15 protein-coding genes, 2 tRNA genes and 1 pseudogene are annotated in these 16969 nt (G+C 65.6%); 10 read left to right on the top strand and 8 right to left on the bottom strand.

Features of this window, described 5'->3' with window-relative positions; genetic code table 11:
* Positions 1-414 precede the first annotated feature (414 nt).
* Together orn and ACIGKQ_RS19760 are read left to right on the top strand one after the other, a co-directional pair.
* Entirely contained in the window at positions 415-1014 is a 600-nt protein-coding gene (gene orn / locus ACIGKQ_RS19765; RefSeq protein WP_396574715.1) for an oligoribonuclease, read from the top strand.
* Positions 1015-1118: 104 nt separating this feature from the next.
* Positions 1119-1191 (top strand) — tRNA-His (locus ACIGKQ_RS19760).
* 76 nt (positions 1192-1267) lie between these two features.
* Here ACIGKQ_RS19760 and ACIGKQ_RS19755 read toward each other — a convergent pair.
* A pseudogene (locus tag ACIGKQ_RS19755) lies at positions 1268-2484 on the bottom strand (MFS transporter).
* A gap of 296 nt (positions 2485-2780) precedes the next feature.
* Here ACIGKQ_RS19755 and ACIGKQ_RS19750 point away from each other — a divergent pair.
* The 5 genes from ACIGKQ_RS19750 (at position 2781) to ACIGKQ_RS19730 (ending at position 8182) form a co-directional block, all read left to right on the top strand.
* The gene (locus ACIGKQ_RS19750) at positions 2781-2942 is read left to right on the top strand and encodes a hypothetical protein (RefSeq protein ID WP_235725134.1); all 162 of its coding nucleotides are present in this window, start codon (positions 2781-2783) and stop codon (positions 2940-2942) included.
* Between the two features lie 278 nt (positions 2943-3220).
* The gene (locus ACIGKQ_RS19745) at positions 3221-4699 is read left to right on the top strand and encodes an FAD-dependent oxidoreductase (RefSeq protein WP_235725135.1); all 1479 of its coding nucleotides are present in this window, start codon (positions 3221-3223) and stop codon (positions 4697-4699) included.
* 33 nt (positions 4700-4732) lie between these two features.
* Positions 4733-5353, top strand: a complete 621-nt coding sequence (locus tag ACIGKQ_RS19740) for a TetR/AcrR family transcriptional regulator (protein WP_372475232.1) — start codon at positions 4733-4735, stop codon at positions 5351-5353.
* A 61-nt stretch (positions 5354-5414) separates the two neighbouring features.
* A complete protein-coding gene (locus ACIGKQ_RS19735; RefSeq protein ID WP_235725137.1) occupies positions 5415-7472 on the top strand; it encodes a neutral/alkaline ceramidase in 2058 nt (685 codons plus the stop codon).
* A 101-nt stretch (positions 7473-7573) separates the two neighbouring features.
* Positions 7574-8182 carry a hypothetical protein gene (locus tag ACIGKQ_RS19730; protein WP_235725138.1) on the top strand — a complete coding sequence of 203 codons (609 nt, stop codon included), beginning with the start codon at positions 7574-7576 and terminating at the stop codon, positions 8180-8182.
* 41 nt (positions 8183-8223) lie between these two features.
* Here ACIGKQ_RS19730 and ACIGKQ_RS19725 read toward each other — a convergent pair whose 3' ends face one another.
* The 6 genes from ACIGKQ_RS19725 to ACIGKQ_RS19700 all read right to left on the bottom strand — a co-directional run bounded on the left by ACIGKQ_RS19725 (position 8224) and on the right by ACIGKQ_RS19700 (position 14048).
* On the bottom strand, positions 8224-9720 hold the full coding sequence (locus tag ACIGKQ_RS19725; RefSeq protein ID WP_372475234.1) for a DUF4185 domain-containing protein: 1497 nt from the start codon (positions 9718-9720) through the stop codon (positions 8224-8226).
* Positions 9721-9798: 78 nt separating this feature from the next.
* Positions 9799-10941, bottom strand: a complete 1143-nt coding sequence (locus ACIGKQ_RS19720) for an acyl-CoA dehydrogenase family protein (RefSeq protein ID WP_287015393.1) — start codon at positions 10939-10941, stop codon at positions 9799-9801.
* Between the two features lie 102 nt (positions 10942-11043).
* The gene (locus ACIGKQ_RS19715; RefSeq protein ID WP_235725140.1) at positions 11044-12264 is read right to left on the bottom strand and encodes an Ig-like domain-containing protein; all 1221 of its coding nucleotides are present in this window, start codon (positions 12262-12264) and stop codon (positions 11044-11046) included.
* Positions 12265-12457: 193 nt separating this feature from the next.
* Positions 12458-12533: transfer RNA gene (locus ACIGKQ_RS19710), tRNA-Lys, on the bottom strand.
* Positions 12534-12615: 82 nt separating this feature from the next.
* Positions 12616-13830, bottom strand: coding sequence for an Ig-like domain-containing protein (locus tag ACIGKQ_RS19705; protein ID WP_396574714.1), 1215 nt, complete (start codon positions 13828-13830; stop codon positions 12616-12618).
* Complete coding sequence (locus ACIGKQ_RS19700; RefSeq protein ID WP_235725141.1) at positions 13827-14048, bottom strand: DUF3618 domain-containing protein; 222 nt, start codon at positions 14046-14048, stop codon at positions 13827-13829. Before ACIGKQ_RS19700 ends, ACIGKQ_RS19705 begins: the two co-directional genes overlap by 4 nt.
* 259 nt (positions 14049-14307) lie before the next feature.
* On the opposite strand from ACIGKQ_RS19700, the gene bcp reads away from it, so the two are divergent.
* From bcp to ACIGKQ_RS19685, 3 genes are all read left to right on the top strand, one after another.
* Positions 14308-14781, top strand: a complete 474-nt coding sequence (gene bcp, locus ACIGKQ_RS19695) for a thioredoxin-dependent thiol peroxidase (protein WP_235725142.1) — start codon at positions 14308-14310, stop codon at positions 14779-14781.
* A gap of 24 nt (positions 14782-14805) precedes the next feature.
* Positions 14806-15438: a TetR family transcriptional regulator gene (locus ACIGKQ_RS19690; protein WP_235725143.1), complete on the top strand. Its 633-nt coding sequence runs from the start codon at positions 14806-14808 to the stop codon at positions 15436-15438.
* A 138-nt stretch (positions 15439-15576) separates the two neighbouring features.
* Complete coding sequence (locus tag ACIGKQ_RS19685; RefSeq protein WP_396574713.1) at positions 15577-16503, top strand: hypothetical protein; 927 nt, start codon at positions 15577-15579, stop codon at positions 16501-16503.
* A 69-nt stretch (positions 16504-16572) separates the two neighbouring features.
* Here ACIGKQ_RS19685 and ACIGKQ_RS19680 read toward each other — a convergent pair whose 3' ends face one another.
* Positions 16573-16965, bottom strand: coding sequence for a holo-ACP synthase (locus tag ACIGKQ_RS19680; RefSeq protein ID WP_235725204.1), 393 nt, complete (start codon positions 16963-16965; stop codon positions 16573-16575).
* Positions 16966-16969 lie beyond the last annotated feature (4 nt).

Below are 16969 nucleotides of genomic sequence, written 5' to 3'. Positions count from 1 at the left end.
TCGACACCCTCCGCGGCCAACGCGCGAAATCGGTAGAGCGCGCCGACACCCGCGCCATGGAACGCTGGAACACACAGAACCCACCACCGTACTGAGTGGTGCAGGGATCTCGATACGCCCTCGGCTAGCGCCCCGGGCCACTCGATCAGCAGCGGTCAACCCAGCGCCGGCACATCGGCCCACTCGATCAGCAGCCGGTCAACCCTCCGCCGACACATCGGCCCACTCGATCAGCAGCCGGTCAACCCTGCGCCGGCACATCGGCCCACTCGATCAGCAGCCGGTCAACCCTGCGCTGGCACGCCGGGCCACTCGATCAGCAGTCCCGTGGACCCCTCCGCCGGAACATCGGGCCGGAATCGTCGGCACCGGTGACGCGATACCGTACGCGCGACGGCGGCTAAGGTTGACCGCGTGCAGGACAAACTGGTGTGGATCGACTGCGAGATGACAGGTCTGCGGGTCGAGTCCGACAAATTGATCGAAATCGCCGCGCTGGTTACCGACAGCGAACTCAATGTGCTCGGCGACGGCGTGGACATCGTGATCCACGCATCCGACGAGGACCTCGCGGCGATGCCGGATGTGGTCACCAAGATGCATGCGGCCTCCGGCCTCACCGAGGAGGTGCGGGCGTCGACCACCACCCTCTCCGAGGCCGAGAAGCAGGTACTCGATTACATCCGCACCCAGGTGTCCACCGCGGGCGCGGTCCCGCTGGCCGGTAACTCCATCGCCACCGACCGGGGATTCATCGCCCGCGACATGCCCGAACTCGACGCTTACCTCCACTACCGGATGGTCGACGTGAGCTCGATCAAGGAGCTGTGCCGTCGCTGGTATCCCAAGATCTACTTCGGCCAGCCGGAGAAGGGCCTGGCCCATCGCGCACTCGCCGACATCCGTGAGTCGATCCGCGAACTGAAGTACTACCGTGCCGCCGCGTTCGTGGCGGCTCCCGGACCGGAGGCCGACGAGCTCGCGACGATCGTGAAAGACCTCGGACCTGCGTGAACACGCGCGATGCGGGACCGATTGGAGTTCGGCCACCTCGACCCGCTAGAGTAAGTCCCTGGCTCTGGGGCCCGGTGAGAAATCCTGGGTGACGGACGCCGATGGTGGATGTAGTTCAGTTGGTAGAGCACCAGGTTGTGATCCTGGCTGTCGCGGGTTCGAGTCCCGTCATCCACCCCGACATGATGGCCCCCGGGTCCGCATCGAGCGGACCGGGGGCCATCGTCGTCAGTGGACCAGGAGTTGTCGCGGCTCAGACTCCGGCCTGCGCCATCCGCGTGCTCGGACGGATGTAGTTGTACCAGGTCACCCCCAGCAGCGCGATGAAGAAGAAGACGTAAAACCACAGCGCGGGTTCGATGTTGCCGAATGCGCTCTTGGACCACGCGTAGGCCAGCGGCACGATGAAACCGCCGAACGCACCGACCGACGAGATGATGCCCAGGGCACCGGCCGCCTGGCGCCGCATGTTCGTCATGATCTCGGGCGTCCCTCCGGCATCCTCACCCTTGACGCGGAAGATCTTGGAGATCATCCGGTAGGTGGAGCCGTTGCCGATGCCGGTCGCGACGAACAGCAGCATGAAAGCGGCGAAGAACACCGGCAGGTTCTCGGCCTTGACCGACCACAGAGCGATGGCCGCACCCACTGCCAGTGCGACGAAGCTGAACGCGGTGATTCGCGCGCCGCCGATCACGTCGGAGAGCTTGCCACCCAGCGGCCGGGCGATCGATCCGATGCCGGCCCCCAGGAACGCCCAGGTGAGCGCGATGTCGCCACGGTCGAACACCGCCTTCAGCAGGCTCGGGAAGGCCGCAGAGTAGCCGATGAACGACCCGAACGTACCGATGTAGAGCAGTGACATCACCCACGTCTCCTGGTGGCGCAGCGAGTCCCACACCGGCTTCACATCTGCTTTCGCCTCCGACAGGTTGTTCATAAACAAGAACGCGAGCACTGCGGCGCCCACGGCCAGTGGCGCATAGAACAAGCCGGCATAGGACAGGGTGACCCCGCCGCCGATGACCACGATGGTCGGGATGATCTTCTGCGCAACCGCCACACCGATGTTTCCGCCGGCTGCGTTCAGTCCGAGGGCCCAGCCCTTCTCCTTCTCCGGGTAGAAGAAGGAGATGTTGGCCATCGAGGAGGCAAAGTTGCCGCCGCCGAAACCTGCAGTCGCCGCGATCACCAGCAGCAGAGCGAACGGGATGTCAGGATTGGACCGGATGCGGCCGCGGTGCCATCGGAGTTGGCGGTCATCTGCACCACCACGATGCTCCACAGCAACCACACCGAGAATCCGATGTGCTCGGCGAAGATCGAGAAGCAGAGGTTCTTGAAGGCGACCTTCTTGCCGATCCTGTTCCAGAACGTCGGATCGTCGGGCTGCCAGTGGCGGATCCAATGACCTTGCTGATCGAGCAATACCTCGTCGGAGGTGCGCGAAGATTCCAGGGTTGAAGTCATCTCAAGGTACTTTCGTCGGTGGGAAGTGGCGACAGTGAACTGGGCGACGCTGCCCGAGAAGTACGCGATGAAGGTATGAACGGTTCGTTACCAGGTATGCATCCGGTTACACGACCATCAAGGTGCCCGCACACCCCCGCGCACCGCGTGTGAGGTGCCGCCCCTCACCTCGACGTGACATCAGAACTGTTGTGATGCAACATTTTTCGACGACTCCCCACCCCTCAACGCACCCCTGGGCAACCCGCCGCTGCACCGGCACGAAACGTTCACGTTCATGCCGTACCATCGCCGCCATGCTCGAGGACCTGAACAAGGCAGCGAAGAAGGCCGGACTGCACGTCGCACACGCCAAGAAGGACGGACTGTACTCCATCCGAAAGACCAAAAACGCCAAGCTGATCGCCAAGAACGTCGACGCGGATCAGGCTGCATCGATTATTGCCGACCACGCCTGACACACCCGGACCTCATCCGGACGCTCTCCGAGATCCACCCTCCCGACCCGGCTGTCGCGTCACCACGACGCCCGCCGCGGACCCGAGAGGGTGGATCTTTCGTTGCCCTGCCTCCAACAGGGCGCATGCGCTGGCGATCGGGTACCAGCCAGAAGGTGCGACGAGCGCCACACCGACCTGTTACCATGCCGTTACTTCAGGTCAAATGACCTAAACATTGCGTCGATAGCGTTGCTCGCACACCCAGGACCAGCGGGTCCACGGCACGGAAGGTCGCCATGAGCCAGGACATCTCACGTCGGCGTTTGCTCGGTACAACACTGGCCGCGGCGGGGGCCGCAGTAGGTGCGTCCGCGTTGGGCGGGATCGGCCGTGCACGCGCCCTACCCGGCGACACCGTCGACGCCATCGTCGTCGGCGGTGGGCTCTCCGGGTTGGCCGCCGCCAAGTCCCTCGTCGCCGCGGGCGCCTCGGTGGTGGTACTCGAGGCTCGGGAGCGGGCCGGCGGCCGCGTCCACAACATCTCCTCACCGAAACTCGGGGCCACCCTGGATGCCGGGGCCGAGTTCATCGGACCGACGCAAAATCACATCGCCGCCCTTGCCCGCGAGTACGACGTGCGCACCATCCCCACCTACAACCAGGGCGACAGCATCTTCTGGAACAGCGGTCAGAGTTCACGCATGCCGGCCGCTTTGCCGCTGCCGCTGCAAGCCGAGACGCTGCAGGCGGGGGCTGGTCTCGCCAGGGCCCAGGCCGACGCGTTGGCCGGTTTCCCGGTCGGCGAGCCGTGGAAGCATCCCAATGCGCGCTACCTCGACTCGTTGACCTGGGAGCAGTACAGCCACCAGATCGCGACGACATCGACCGCCCGGGCGCTGATGCAGGTGGCCATGTCTGCGCCGCTGTCGGTCCGCCCGGACGAGGTCTCGGCTCTGTACTTCCTGAACTACATCGCCGCGTCCGGCGACGAGAACAACCCCGGCACCCTCATCCGCTTGTTGAGCACCGACGACGGCGCCCAGGAGAGCCTCTTCGAAGGGGGCGCCGCACTCATCCCACTGCGGATGGCGCGGGCCCTCGGCGACCGGATGGTCTACAACGCCCCGGTACGGTCCATCGACTTCACCAGCGAGATCGCGACGGTGACCAGCACCGCCGGAACCTTCCGCGCACGCAAGGTGATAGTCGCGATGTCGCCGGCCATCAGCGATCAGATCAGGTACTCTCCCGGACTCCCGGCCGCCCGGATCGGCATCACCAGGGGCTATCACATGGGCGCGGTCAGCAAGTTCGCGGCGCTGTACCGCCGTCCTTTCTGGCGCGACAAGGGCCTGTCCGGCCAGGTATACGGCAACGGTCGACCCATCGATGTCACCTTCGAAAGCTACGCCGAGGATCGACACATCCTGATGGGGTTCATCTCCGCGGACGCCATGCGACGGCTGGACCGGGCACCGGAATCCCAGATCGTCCGCGAGTGCATCGGCAACTTCGTCGACTACTTCGGCCCCGAAGCACGCGATTTCATCGATCACGGCATCTACAAATGGGACCTCGACCCGTGGGCCCAAGGTGGCCCGGTGGCGGTCTCATCGCCGGGAACCCTGACCACCTACGGTCCCGCGCTGCGCGCGCCGGTCGGTCCGGTCCACTGGGCGGGTACCGAGACAGCCGACTACTGGACCGGCTACATGGATGGCGCTGTCCGTTCGGGCAAGCGCGCAGCACAAGAAGTACTCGGCTCGCTGAACTAACCGATCCTCCATCCGGTACAGCAAGGACACATGATGGCTCGAATGCCCGTAGAGAAACGACGAGACCTGTTGCTCGACGCTGCGTTTCGGGTCATCGCACGTAGCGGCGTCGACGGCGCAACCACCCGAGCCATCAGCAGCGAGGCCCAGGTGACACTGTCGACCTTCCACTACGTCTTCGAGTCGCGCGACGATCTCCTCGCCGCACTGGTCGCACGTGGCACCGACAACGAGATCTCGGTGATCGCCGAGGCGTTGTCGGCGGCCGCCGAGGATCTCGTCGACGGATACGACGGCATCCGGCTCATGTTGCGGGAGAGTCTGTTCGGCTACATCGATGGTGTGGTGGCCGACCCCGACCGCGAACAGGCGATGATCTCGCTCAACCAGTACGCGCGCCAGACCAGCGATCTCGCCTGGCTCGGCGCCGACATGTACCGCCGGTACTACGCGGCCATCGCCGAGGGCCTGGCCCGGGCGGCGGCGCAGGCGCACGTCGAGTGGGACAGACCCGTCGTCGACCTCGCTCCCCTGGTGGTGGCGGCCACCGACGGGATCACGCTGGCCTACCTCAACACCCGGGACAGATCGATCTGCGATCGGATCGCCGAGGCGACCGTCACCTTGATGCTCGGACACGTCGTCCGGAGGTGACCGCGGCGTCATCGACCGCGACAGCGTCGTCGCACCACATCACAACCACACAGGGGGCGACATGGAAGTGACCAGGAGATCACTGCTCTTGGGAGCAGCAGCGACCACCGTCGGGGGCGGCGTCGCACTCGTTGCCGGACAATCGACAGCGAGTGCGACGCCGAGCGGTCAGGCGCCGGCAGGGGGCAACGGTGCCGACGGCTATCTGATCGGCCGGGGTATCGCCGACATGACCGGCGCAATCGCGGGCCAGGGCATGATGGGCTATTCCGACGCCGATCAGGTTGCCGCCGGCCTCCTGCAACGATGCTGGGCGCGCGCCTACATCATCGTCGATCGGGCGACCGGGGAACGCGTCGTGTTTGTCACCAGCGACATCGCCTGCCTGTTCCAGTCGCACCACATGGGTGTGATGCCATTGCTGCACAAGCGTTTCGGCGATCTCTACACCGAGCGCAATGTGAACCTCAACGCCACCCACACGCACGCGTCGTGTGGTGGCACCGCGTGGGATTTCGCGTATTCGCTGGCCGCGTACGGCTTCAAGAAGAACTCCTATGACGCAGAGGTCAACGGTATCGTCACCGCCATCGCCCGCGCCCACGACGACCTCGCGCCCGGAACGATTTCGCTGGGCCGCGGCGAACTGCACGACGCGAGCCGCAACCGTTCTCGGGTTGCCTTCGACCTCAATCCCACTGCCGAGCGCCGGCAGTTTCCCGGCGCGATCGACCCGGCTGTCACCGTGCTACGCCTGAGCCGGGGCGGCACCGACGTCGGCGCCATCACCTGGTTCTCGACGCACGGTACCTCGCTGACCGACCGCAACCGGCTCATCGCCGGAGACAACAAGGGTTACGCGAGCTACCGCTGGGAGAGCACATCGCCGGGATTCGTCGCAGCATTTCCGCAGACCAACAGCGGCGACATGACGCCGAATCTCAACCTGATCAAGATGCATCCGAGCGGGCCGACCGACGACAACAAACGCAACTGCGAGATCGTCGGCGAGCGCCAGTATCTCGCCGGCCGCAGCGCATTCGACTCGGCCCGGCCGATGACCCGTGGCGGTGTCGACTCGATCGTGCGCTACGTCGACATGTCCGCGATCCGGATCGACGGCATGTACACCCCGGAGGGTAAACCGGCCGCGACGACGCCGGCCATGATGGGCGCGGCCGGCGCGGCCACCAGCACGGAGGACAACTGGCGTTCCCAACTCGGGTTTCTTCAGGAGGGCGCCACGAACCCGGTGGTCGCGGCCTTCGGCGGCGACAAGCATCCGCCAGTGTCCCCGTGGATGCGCGACATGCAGGCGCCCAAGCTGATCGCCTTTCCACTCGGCCTGCTCCCGCCCGCCCCGTGGATCCCGCACGTGGTTCCACTGCAGCTGCTGCGCATCGGCGAACTCGTGTTGGTCGCCATTCCGGCCGAGGTGACCATCGTCGCCGGATTGCGGCTGCGCACCGTTGTCGCCGATGCGCTCCGGGTCAGCGTGGACAACGTCCTCATCCAGGGCTATTCGAATGCCTACACGCAATACGTGACGACGCCCGAGGAGTACGACTCCCAGCAGTACGAAGGTGGTGAGACACAGTACGGTCGCTGGACGTTGTCGGCCTATCAGCAGGAATTCCACTCTCTCGCCGCCGCCATGGCGTCGGGCACCCCGCCCGGCCGAGGGCCGGCTCCGCTGGACAAGTCCGGTTTCCAACCCGATCTGCTACCACCACCACCTCCCGACCAGCCCATGGCCGGGCACGCCTACGGCGACGTCCTGGCTGCGCCGGAGCCCCGCTACCGCACGGGTAAAGTGGCCGCCGTCGAGTTCGTCGGCGCGCACCCCAACAACGACTTCCACACCGAGGGCACCTATCTGGAGGTGCAGCGCAGAACCGCAACGGGTTGGGCCACCGTCGCCGACGACAACGACTGGGAGACCACACTGCGCTGGCGGCGGCCGGCCGGCCAGAATGACGCATCGATCGTCCGGATCGAGTGGACGATCCCGGCACGGACCGTCGGCCGCTTCCGCATTCGTTATCGCGGTGACGCTCGCGGCGCCGACGGCAGCACGCGCCCGATCCACGGCGTCTCCCCCGGCTTCGTCGTCGGCTGATCGGCCGCCACCACCCAACGCGATAGGGTCAACAGGATTCACCGGCACGCACCGGGATTCACCTTGCACCGCACGACACTCACGAACAGGAACGCCACCGCATGAAGATCATGAGACTCGTCGTCCTGACGCTTGCCGGCGTGGTCACAACTTTGCTCACCGTGGCCACCGCTACCGCACACGGCGCGCCGACATCGCTCGCAGCGAGCCATCACACATTCGCGTCCACCGACGGCGCGTCGATCACCTCGGTGCTGACCAACGCCACCTTTGGTCAGCACGACACCAATGGGCTGACAGTGCTCGACCGGCACGGCAACACCATCGACCGAATCGCTCTGTCGATCCCACTCAACGGGGTCGACGTCCCACTGCGCACAACGGTCAGCGCAGATCGGACCACCGCAACCCTGGCGCCGCAGATCACCCCGGAGATCCGCGCCGCGATCGCGGCAGGCATGCATCCGGCATCGGCCAAGAAGGATCGCGCCTACCAGAAGATGATCTGGCACATCAACAACGGGTGGAATCGCGGCGGCGGCGTGGCCACCGCAGTCGGCGCGATCGTCGGACTCATAGTGGGATGTCTGGTGCTGGTCGGCTGCATCTGGGGCGCCGGCGTGGGCGCGGCCATAGGAGCTGTCGTCGGGATCAACAACGGGGACCCGCAGGCCGGACAGGCAATCCTGACCTGGATCAATACGCCGTAATCCCGGTCCCCCGGGAGCATCTCAGGTCCCGCGGAGGCGTGTCACCGCAACGTGGCGCGCATCAGCGAGACGTTGTATTGCGTCCAGGTCGACATGGTGAAGTACAGGTCGCGACCAGTCGACCACGGGTGCAGGAACCCACCGTAGAGCTGGGCATAGCGGGCCGAGTGCACCAGTTCGGCGGGCTCCGACCACAGTCCCTGCGGTGAACGCGCCGTACGCAGCACAATGGCTCCGCGGAATGCGTCGAGGTAGCTCAGTTGCCACCGCTGCGAGGCGGTGTCGTAGCGCGCCGACACCTCTCCGGCGGCGCCGGCGAACAGCGGCGACGCCACGTCCCCGTCCCGGGTCGGCACCCATCGGCCGTCGCGCCAGTATTGGTAGGCCGTCTTGTTGAGCACGTCGTCGGCGCGCACGCGGGCCAGGCCCACCGTGCCGATGCGCGACGTGGGCGTGCCGAACATGTAGACGTAACCGGCGTGCGGAACCATTGACGAGACCTGGAATCTGCTGGTGCCCAACAGATTGTCCCAGCGTGCGTACGGATCCTTGGTCCAGGTGGAGCCATCGTCGTCGGAATAGGCCAACCCGCCGTGATTGGTCAGCCACACACCGGGGATCGGTCCCCACGTGCGAACCGACATGTAGCTCATGTACTGCCGGTCGCCGAGGGCGAAACCCGACGTCGGGATGGTGGTGATCTCGTAGCGGTTGACGTGACGGGCGCGCAGCACCTGCGCCGCATGACAGCGACTGTCCTGCACCATGGTGTCGATCGACATCCCGTCATCGAGCCGGCGGTCGGAACTGAAGCCGAGCACGTTGCTGCGCCAGTCACCACCGTTGGCCCCCGGCGGAGTGAACCCCCGACCGAAGGTGTCGCCGAAGGCGATCGCGATCCGACCCGGCTCGGACTCCCACATGATGCCCAAGTCGGTGCCGTTGACCTGCCACCGCTTGTCGGTGCGGCTGGTCGAACCCTTACCGGTGAGCGTCGACACGAAGTCGACCTCGGCGACCCGAGGTGCGCTCGGCTTGGCACTCACCGGCGCCGACGCCGTGCCCGGATGCACCACCGGCGGCCGCGGCGGGAGCGGCGCCGGGTCCGGGTTGGGGACCGGCACCGGGATGTCCTGGGGAGCGGGATCGAGGGTGATCTTGGGGAACTCGATGGACAACGCCGGCCCGACGTCGTGCGGCCCGGGCGGGTCGGTGATGTCCGGACACGGGTCGGTGCACGGGTCCTGCGGGGGCAACTCAGACGGTATGCGGGTAGGCGGTTCCGCCGCCGATTCGGGCTCCGGCACCGGCACGATGCGCGGATACGGCAGAGGGATGCCGATCCGGTCCGGGATCAGCTCACGTGGATCGAATGGCGCCGGCGACGGCTTCGGCGGTAGATCTGCCGCGCAGCCCGAGCTGGGTAACCACGGCGGTGTCGGTGATCCGTCGGCGACGGCCGGCGTCGTGCCGAGCATCGCCGCGGCCAGACCCACGCAGACGCCCAGCACACCCACCGAGCGCGCGCACCGCATCATCAGTCCCTCCTCGACCCCAGGTCAGGAGAGAATGTAACACCCGTCACGTCTGATCGGGTGGCACGCGCACCGATGACCTCACAGGGACCGGGCGATGATCTCCTTCATGATCTCGTTGGTGCCCGCATAGATCTTCTGTACCCGGTTGTCGGCCCACATGCGCGCGATGGGATATTCGTTCATGTAGCCGTAGCCGCCGAAGAGCTGCAGGCATTCGTCGGCGACCACCATGGCCCGATCACTGGTCCACCACTTGGCCATCGCCACCGTGGGGATGTCGAGACGTCCGTCGAGGTGCTTGACGATGCAATCATCGACGAACACTCGCGCGATACGCGTCTCGGTGGCCGCCTCGGCGAGTTTGAACTTCGTGTTCTGGAAGCCGAAGATCGGGCGTCCGAATGCGGTGCGGTCCTTGGTGTACTCCAGGGTCTGCGCCACGGCCGCTTCCATCCCGGCGACCGAGGCCACCGCGATGATCAACCGTTCCTGCGGAAGCTGCTGCATCAGCTGGATGAAGCCCTGCCCCTCCTCGGCGCCCAGCAGATTCGAGGTCGGTACGCGGACACCGTCGAAGAACAGCTCGGAGGTGTCCTGCCCGCGCTGGCCGACCTTGTCGAGGACGCGACCGCGTCGGAACCCCTCGCGTTCGGCTTCGACCAGAATCAACGAGATGCCCTTGGCACCCTCGCCGACGTCGGTCTTCGCGACGACGATGATCAGGTCGGCCTGGCCACCGTTGGTGATGAAGGTCTTCGATCCGTCGATGACATACTCGTCACCTTGCTGGCTCGCCTTGGTCTTGACATTCTGCAGATCCGAACCGGTACCGGGTTCGGTCATCGCGATCGCGCCGACCACCTCGCCGCTGGCCATCTTCGGCAACCAGGTCTGCTTCTGCTCCTCGGACCCGTAGGCGAGCAGGTAGTGCGCGACGATGCCGTTGTGCAGGCTCGCACCCCACGACGAATCAGCGATCCGCGCCTGCTCCTCGATCAGCACCGCTTCATGGGCGAAGGTTCCGCCACCGCCGCCGTATTCCTCCGGGATCGACATGCACAGCAGGCCGAGCTCCCCCGCCTTGTTCCACAGCTCACGGTCCACGTGGTGCTGGTCGATGAACCGCTCGATGTTGGGCTTGATCTCCTTCTCGCAGAAGCTGCGGGACAGATCGCGCAGAGCGGCGAGTTCGTCGGTTTCCCAGGCAGAGCGGTCGGTCATCAGGCATCCTTCACGATCGGCGAGATTGTCATCGCCGATCGTAACAGTGATCGATGGCATAGTTGGCGCGCGGCCGGAGCCCGACCGCTCCGGTTGACCGACTCAGGCGTCGGCGTTGCCCTTCGACCACTCCGACCACGGGATGTTCCAGTCGCCGAGACCGTCGGTCCCGGACAGGGTCCCGCCCCCGGTGTTCTTCACGATGACCGGGTCGCCGCGCAGGGTGTTCTGCATAACCCACAACGCGTCGTCGGGGCTCAGATTCAGACAGCCATGGCTGGTGTTGGTATTGCCCTGCGCCCACACCGACCACGGCGCCGAGTGGAAGAAGATGCCGCTGTAGGACATCCGGGTTGCATAGTCGACCGGCGTGCGATATCCCTCGGCAGCGTTGATCGGGACGCCGTAGGTCGACGAGTCCATGATGATGTGCTCATGCTTGTCCGACACCAGGTAGACCCCGTTGTCGGTCTCGTGCCCCGGCTTGCCCATCGATGTCGGCATCGAGCGGATGACGTTGCCGTCGCGTGCGAACGTCACCTGCTTGGTGTTGTCGTCGGAGGTGATGATCATCGAACGACCGATGGTGAAGTTGGTCTTCACATTCTGTTGACCGAACAGCCCGTCGCCGAGGTCGATGCCGTAGGTGTTGACCGCAACGTCAACCTTGGTGCCGCTCTCCCAATAGTTCTGTGGGCGCCACCGGACTTCGGAGTCGCTGATCCAGTAGAAGGCGCCCTCCACCGGCGGGTTGGTCGTGATCCTGATGGCGTCCTGGGCGGCCTTGCGGTTCGGGATCGGTTCGTCGAACTTGATCGCGACCGGCTGGCCGACGCCGACGGTCTCGCCCGGCGACGGAGTCAGATACGGCAGCGTCAGGTTGTTGGGGGCCTGAGTGGTGAACGACACCCGCTTGGTGGTGCGGCCGCCGATGCCCACGGCGTCGGCCTGCAACGTGTAGGTGCGGTTGTATCCCAGGGGCTCGGCACTGGTCCACGTGGTGGCGTCCTCCGACAACACGCCCTTGACCGGCGAGCCGTCCGACTTGTCGATACGAACTCCGGTGATCGAACCCTCGCTGGCCGCGACCGTGATCGGCGCACCCGGCTGGATACCGACCGCTTGGTCGGCCAACGGCCGGTTGGCCAACTCGGTGACGGTCATACCCGGCCGCAGCATGTCGTCAAACAGGTTGGAGCTGCTGACATCAGACGAGTACGTCGCGTCCTGAGAACACGCGGACACCATGGCGATGACGGCGGCGAGAACGCCGAACAGGGCCAGCGGTGACCGCCGGCCGGTGCGGGTACGACTGATCCGCATGAATCTCCTCCTGGGAACACCTACGAACTCACCGTGCGACGTCGACGACGTAAGGATCTCCCCCTCGAGAGCACGGTCGATCTCAAGTGTACGAGACAATCCGTGGCCGGATTGTCCGAGTCGATCGGGTGTCCGACTCGGAGCCTTCTCGACAGAAAAGACGCCCCGCGCTACGCGGGGCGTCTTGAATGTCTGGTGCGCCATCAGGGACTCGAACCCCGAACCCGCTGATTAAGAGTCAGCTGCTCTGCCAATTGAGCTAATGGCGCTTGCCGGTGCGAGAAGGAACCTTACATGTCGGGGCGACAGAAGTGAAATCGCCTCCTCGCAACGCCGGGAACCACAGGCGGATCAGGCGTTACCCTTCTTCCACACCGACCACGGGATGTCCCAATCCCCGAGCCCGTCGTCGCCGGGGAGCGGTGGGCCCACGGTGTTCTTGACCTGAACGATGTCTCCGCGCAGCGCGTGATCGAGGAACCACTTCGCGTTGGCCGGGCTCACGTTCAGACACCCGTTGCTCACATCGTCGACCCCCTGATCGCCGAGGGACCACGGTGCCGAGTGCACGTAGATGCCGCTGAAGGAAATCCGGGTGGCGTCATAGACGGTCTCCCGGTACCCCTCGGCCGAGTTGACCGGCACTCCATAGGTCGACGAGTCCATGATCACGCTGGGCTCGCGTTCGGCGACGATGTAGGTGCCGGTGTTGGTGGGGGTGGCGTCTTTGCCCATCGAAGTGGGCATCGTCTTGACCACCTTGCCGTTCACCGACACGGTGATCTGCTCGGTGTCGTCGTCGGCGACCGCGACGAGGCTGCGACCGACCGTGAAATTCGACGTCAGATTGTTGTCCCCGAACACACCGTCCCCGAGATCGATCCCCTTGGCGTCGACGCTGACCTTGACCTTGGTGCCGGGCGCCCAGAAATGCTCGGGCCGCCACCGCACCATGCTGTCGTTGATCCAATAGAACGCGCCCTGCACCGGCGGGTCGGTGGTCACGGTGATCGCGTTCTGCGCGTTGCGTTTGTCGGCTACGGGTGTGTCGAAGTTGATCGCGACGGGTTGTCCGATGCCGACCGTCTCACCGTCGGCGGTCACCGTGGACGCATATGCCAGCGACTCGGCCGACGCGGTGGTGAAGCCGATCTTGCGCGCGCCGACGCCGTCGACACCGCGTGCCGCGGCGTTCAACGTGTAATCCGTCCCGAAGTCCAATGCCCCGGACGAGGTCCACCGGGACCCGTCCGCGGACGTCGATCCCGCGACCGGGCCATCGGGCCCGGCGATCACCACCGACGACAGACTGCCGTCACGAGCGGTCACGGTGATCGGCGCGCCGGGCATCACGCCGACGGCGTTGTCGTTCATCGGGGTGTCGCCCCACCCGGTCACCGAGATGGTCGGTTGTGCCAGCGAATCGAGGCTCTGCGCATCGGTGACGGTATCGGGGTAGCTCGGCGCCAGTGAGCATCCGGCCAGGCTGGCCGCCACCACGACGATTGCCGCCGCGGCGCCGCGGGCGCGGACGGTCCGCGGCGTCTCGCCGCGGGCCGGCGTCACTTCATGATCTTTCGAACCACCAGGACCACCACGACGGCACCGACACCGGCCAACGCATACTTGACCGCCGGCGAGTTCAATGTCGCCACCGCCTTCTCCTTGGCGTCGGCGGCCAGCCGTTGCGGACTCGTGCGCTCGGCCAACGTGTCCAGGGTCTTGGCGAGATCTTCTCGCGCCTGCGCGATCTCCTGCTCGATACGTTCGGTATCCCCGGACACGTGGTTCCTCCCAATGGTCGACGGCACTGCGGTTGCGTTCACCTGTTCACGACGGGCTCGAGTCACGCGGGCCCGAGAGTCTGCGACCCAGGTCGCCGCGCGTCGCACTCGACTTTTCGAGGGTACGGCATGGGCGACGTCGCGCCCGGTGGACGGCGCGACGAACCTCCGTGTCGGCCGACACCGATCCGGGCGTTCGCGACAACCCACCCCGGTGACCACAGGTGATCTCCATCGACGATCGACTAGCCTGACCTACATGTCAGCAACCACGCGGCTGTCCGTCGGAGACCCCGCCCCCGCGTTCACCCTTCCCGACGCCCAGGACAACGCGGTGTCTTTGTCCGACTACGCCGGCCGGAAGGTCATCGTCTACTTCTATCCAGCAGCTGCAACTCCCGGCTGCACCAAGCAGGCATGTGATTTTCGCGACAACCTCGCCGAACTCAACGATTCCGGCATCGATGTCGTCGGGATCTCCCCGGACAAACCGGCCAAGCTGGCGAAGTTCGTCGCCGACGAGGGTCTGACGTTCCCGCTGCTGTCGGACCCGGAGAAGAAGGTGCTCACCGAATGGGGGGCATTCGGGGAGAAGAAGATGTACGGCAAGACGGTCACCGGGGTCATCCGATCGACCTTCCTGGTCGACGAGAACGGCACGATCGCCGCCGCCCAGTACAACGTCCGAGCCACCGGCCACGTCGCCAAGCTGCGTCGCGACCTGTCGGTGTGACGGTCGCCCGCAAGACCGACGACGATGTCCGCACCCCTTGCCGAGCCGCTGCTCCCGCGTAAACGCCCCACACAGGAGCGCAGCAAGAAGAAGTTCTCTGCGATGCTGTCCGCCGCACGCGATCTGCTCATCGAGGTGGGCTTCGAGTCGCTGACGTGCGAGGAGATCGCATCGCGGGCCGAGGTGCCGATCGGGACGCTGTATCAGTACTTCGCCAACAAGTACGTCATCGTATGTGAGCTCGATCGACAGGACACCGTCGGCGTCCAAGACGAACTCGCCGCCTTCTCCACCGAGATCCCGTCACTGGAGTGGCCCCACCTCCTCGAGAGGTTCCTGGACCATCTCGCTGCACTCTGGCGCGACGATCCCTCGCGGCGGGCGGTGTGGCTGGCGGTCCAGTCCACGCCGGCCACCCGCGCAACGGCGTCGGAGAACGAACGCGCACTCGCCGATCAGGTCGCCCGCATCCTCGCCCCGCTCACCCCGACCCAGCGCAACCGGCGCGAGATGATGTCGCAGGTGCTCGTACACACGGCGTACTCGGTGCTCAGTTTCTCCGTCCAGGATGGTCACGACCACGACGAGACGGTCGCCGAACTCAAGCGCATGCTGGCCGGCTACCTGCTTCTCGAGGAGACCACAGCGGAGGAGTGAGGTCGGCTGGTTCGCGCGGGTCCACCCAGTTCGCGCGCCCGGCAACTTCTCGCGCGTGAAATTGCGCGCGCGGTTGATCAGCAGGCGCGCGACAAGAATTCGATGGCACCGCGGCGGTCGGTCGTGCGTCCAATGGGTATGACCACCTATCCCACCGATGAGCACGGCCTCATCTTTCGTTCCACAGCCCTCGCCGCCGGATACACCGACAACGAACTGACCCGAGCGCGTCGACGCGGCGACCTGGTATCCGTCGGTTCGGGTACCTCGGTGACACCTGCCGAACGTACACCCGAGCAGTTGCATCGGCTGTCGGCGATCGCTGCGAGTAAGCAGGCGACCAAGCCGATCACGCTCAGTCATCAGAGCGCAGCGACACTGCACCAGCTGGCGATGCTCAAACCCAACTTCCGGCGCGTCCACACCACGACCGGCAGAAGTCATGGCGCGCATCGCAGCTCGACCCGGCACGAACACACCGGAACGTTGACCGAGTCCGAGGTCGTCGTTGTGGACGGCGTCCGGGTGACGTCGCTGGAACGCACCGCGGTAGATGTCGCGTGTACGACGCCGCACGGGTTCGCTGGTGCGCTGAGCGTGTTCGACTCAGCGCTGCGAGCAGGCGCCGATAGTGAGGTGATGCGCGCGATGCTCCGGCGTCGCCGGCATGGCGTAGGGCAGGCGCGACGCGCGCTGCACCACGCGGACGGCGCGTCCGAGAACCCCGGCGAATCGTGGTCCAGGGCTCAGCTCATCGAGGCCGGTTTACCGATCCCGCGCCTGCAGAACGAGTTCTACGACGAAGACGGAGAACACGTGGCCCGGACTGACTTCGACTGGGCAGGGCTCCTCGTGGCCGAGTTCGACGGGGACGTCAAATATCGCAAGCATCTCAAGCCTGGTGAGACACCATTTCAGGCGATGAAGAGGGAGAAGACCCGAGAGGACGCCCTTCGTAAGCTCGGCATCATGGTGATCCGGTGGACCTGGAAGGATCTCGAAAAGGGAGTCGTAGCGGCGCAAGCCCGCGCTTGGCTCGCACGTCTGAACCTGATGGCCGCCTGACTTCGCGCGGCCGCCGACCATTCGCGCGTGAAATTTCACGCGCGGTTGATCAGCGGCCGCGCGAACTCGTCAGATGCCCTCGAGGATGGCGACGGCAGCGGCGGTGTCACCGTCGTGGGTCAACGAAATGTGCACCCGGGTGTCGGCGAGCAGGTCGCCGATCTCACCGCCGAGCCGGATGGCCGGGCGGCCCCAGTTGTCGGTGACGACCTCGATGTCGCTGTGACGGATCAACGGCAGCAACGGCTGTCGGGAGAACCGACTCACCGACCAGGCCTTCACCACGGCCTCTTTCGCGGCCCAGCGCGCAGCGAGATGACGGGCCTCGTCTCCGGTTCCGGCGGCGGCGTCGCGACGTTCGCGAACCGTGAACCGGTCCGCGAACGTCGTACCGGGTTGGCGCAACTGCTCGCCGAACTCCGGGATCGACACGATGTCGATCCCCACACCCAGCACGCTCATCGCC

The sequence above is a fragment of the Gordonia sp. NPDC062954 genome, from assembly GCF_044543825.1.
GTDB lineage: Bacteria > Actinomycetota > Actinomycetes > Mycobacteriales > Mycobacteriaceae > Gordonia > Gordonia tangerina.
Note: the sequence above shows the minus strand (reverse complement) of the source record. Positions and strands in the feature narration are given on the sequence as shown.

Bases quoted from the DNA above. Each gene is read 5' to 3' on its own strand.
- ACIGKQ_RS19750 (WP_235725134.1), top strand. From the start codon at position 2,781: ATGCTCGAGGACCTGAACAAGGCAGCGAAGAAGGCCGGACTGCACGTC.
- bcp (WP_235725142.1), top strand. From the start codon at position 14,308: ATGTCAGCAACCACGCGGCTGTCCGTCGGAGACCCCGCCCCCGCGTTC.
- ACIGKQ_RS19720 (WP_287015393.1), bottom strand. From the start codon at position 10,941: ATGACCGACCGCTCTGCCTGGGAAACCGACGAACTCGCCGCTCTGCGC.
- ACIGKQ_RS19735 (WP_235725137.1), top strand. From the start codon at position 5,415: ATGGAAGTGACCAGGAGATCACTGCTCTTGGGAGCAGCAGCGACCACC.
- ACIGKQ_RS19740 (WP_372475232.1), top strand. From the start codon at position 4,733: ATGGCTCGAATGCCCGTAGAGAAACGACGAGACCTGTTGCTCGACGCT.
- ACIGKQ_RS19725 (WP_372475234.1), bottom strand. From the start codon at position 9,720: ATGATGCGGTGCGCGCGCTCGGTGGGTGTGCTGGGCGTCTGCGTGGGT.
- ACIGKQ_RS19690 (WP_235725143.1), top strand. From the start codon at position 14,806: ATGTCCGCACCCCTTGCCGAGCCGCTGCTCCCGCGTAAACGCCCCACA.
- ACIGKQ_RS19745 (WP_235725135.1), top strand. From the start codon at position 3,221: ATGAGCCAGGACATCTCACGTCGGCGTTTGCTCGGTACAACACTGGCC.
- ACIGKQ_RS19680 (WP_235725204.1), bottom strand. From the start codon at position 16,965: ATGAGCGTGCTGGGTGTGGGGATCGACATCGTGTCGATCCCGGAGTTC.
- ACIGKQ_RS19685 (WP_396574713.1), top strand. From the start codon at position 15,577: ATGACCACCTATCCCACCGATGAGCACGGCCTCATCTTTCGTTCCACA.
- ACIGKQ_RS19730 (WP_235725138.1), top strand. From the start codon at position 7,574: ATGAAGATCATGAGACTCGTCGTCCTGACGCTTGCCGGCGTGGTCACA.
- ACIGKQ_RS19715 (WP_235725140.1), bottom strand. From the start codon at position 12,264: ATGCGGATCAGTCGTACCCGCACCGGCCGGCGGTCACCGCTGGCCCTG.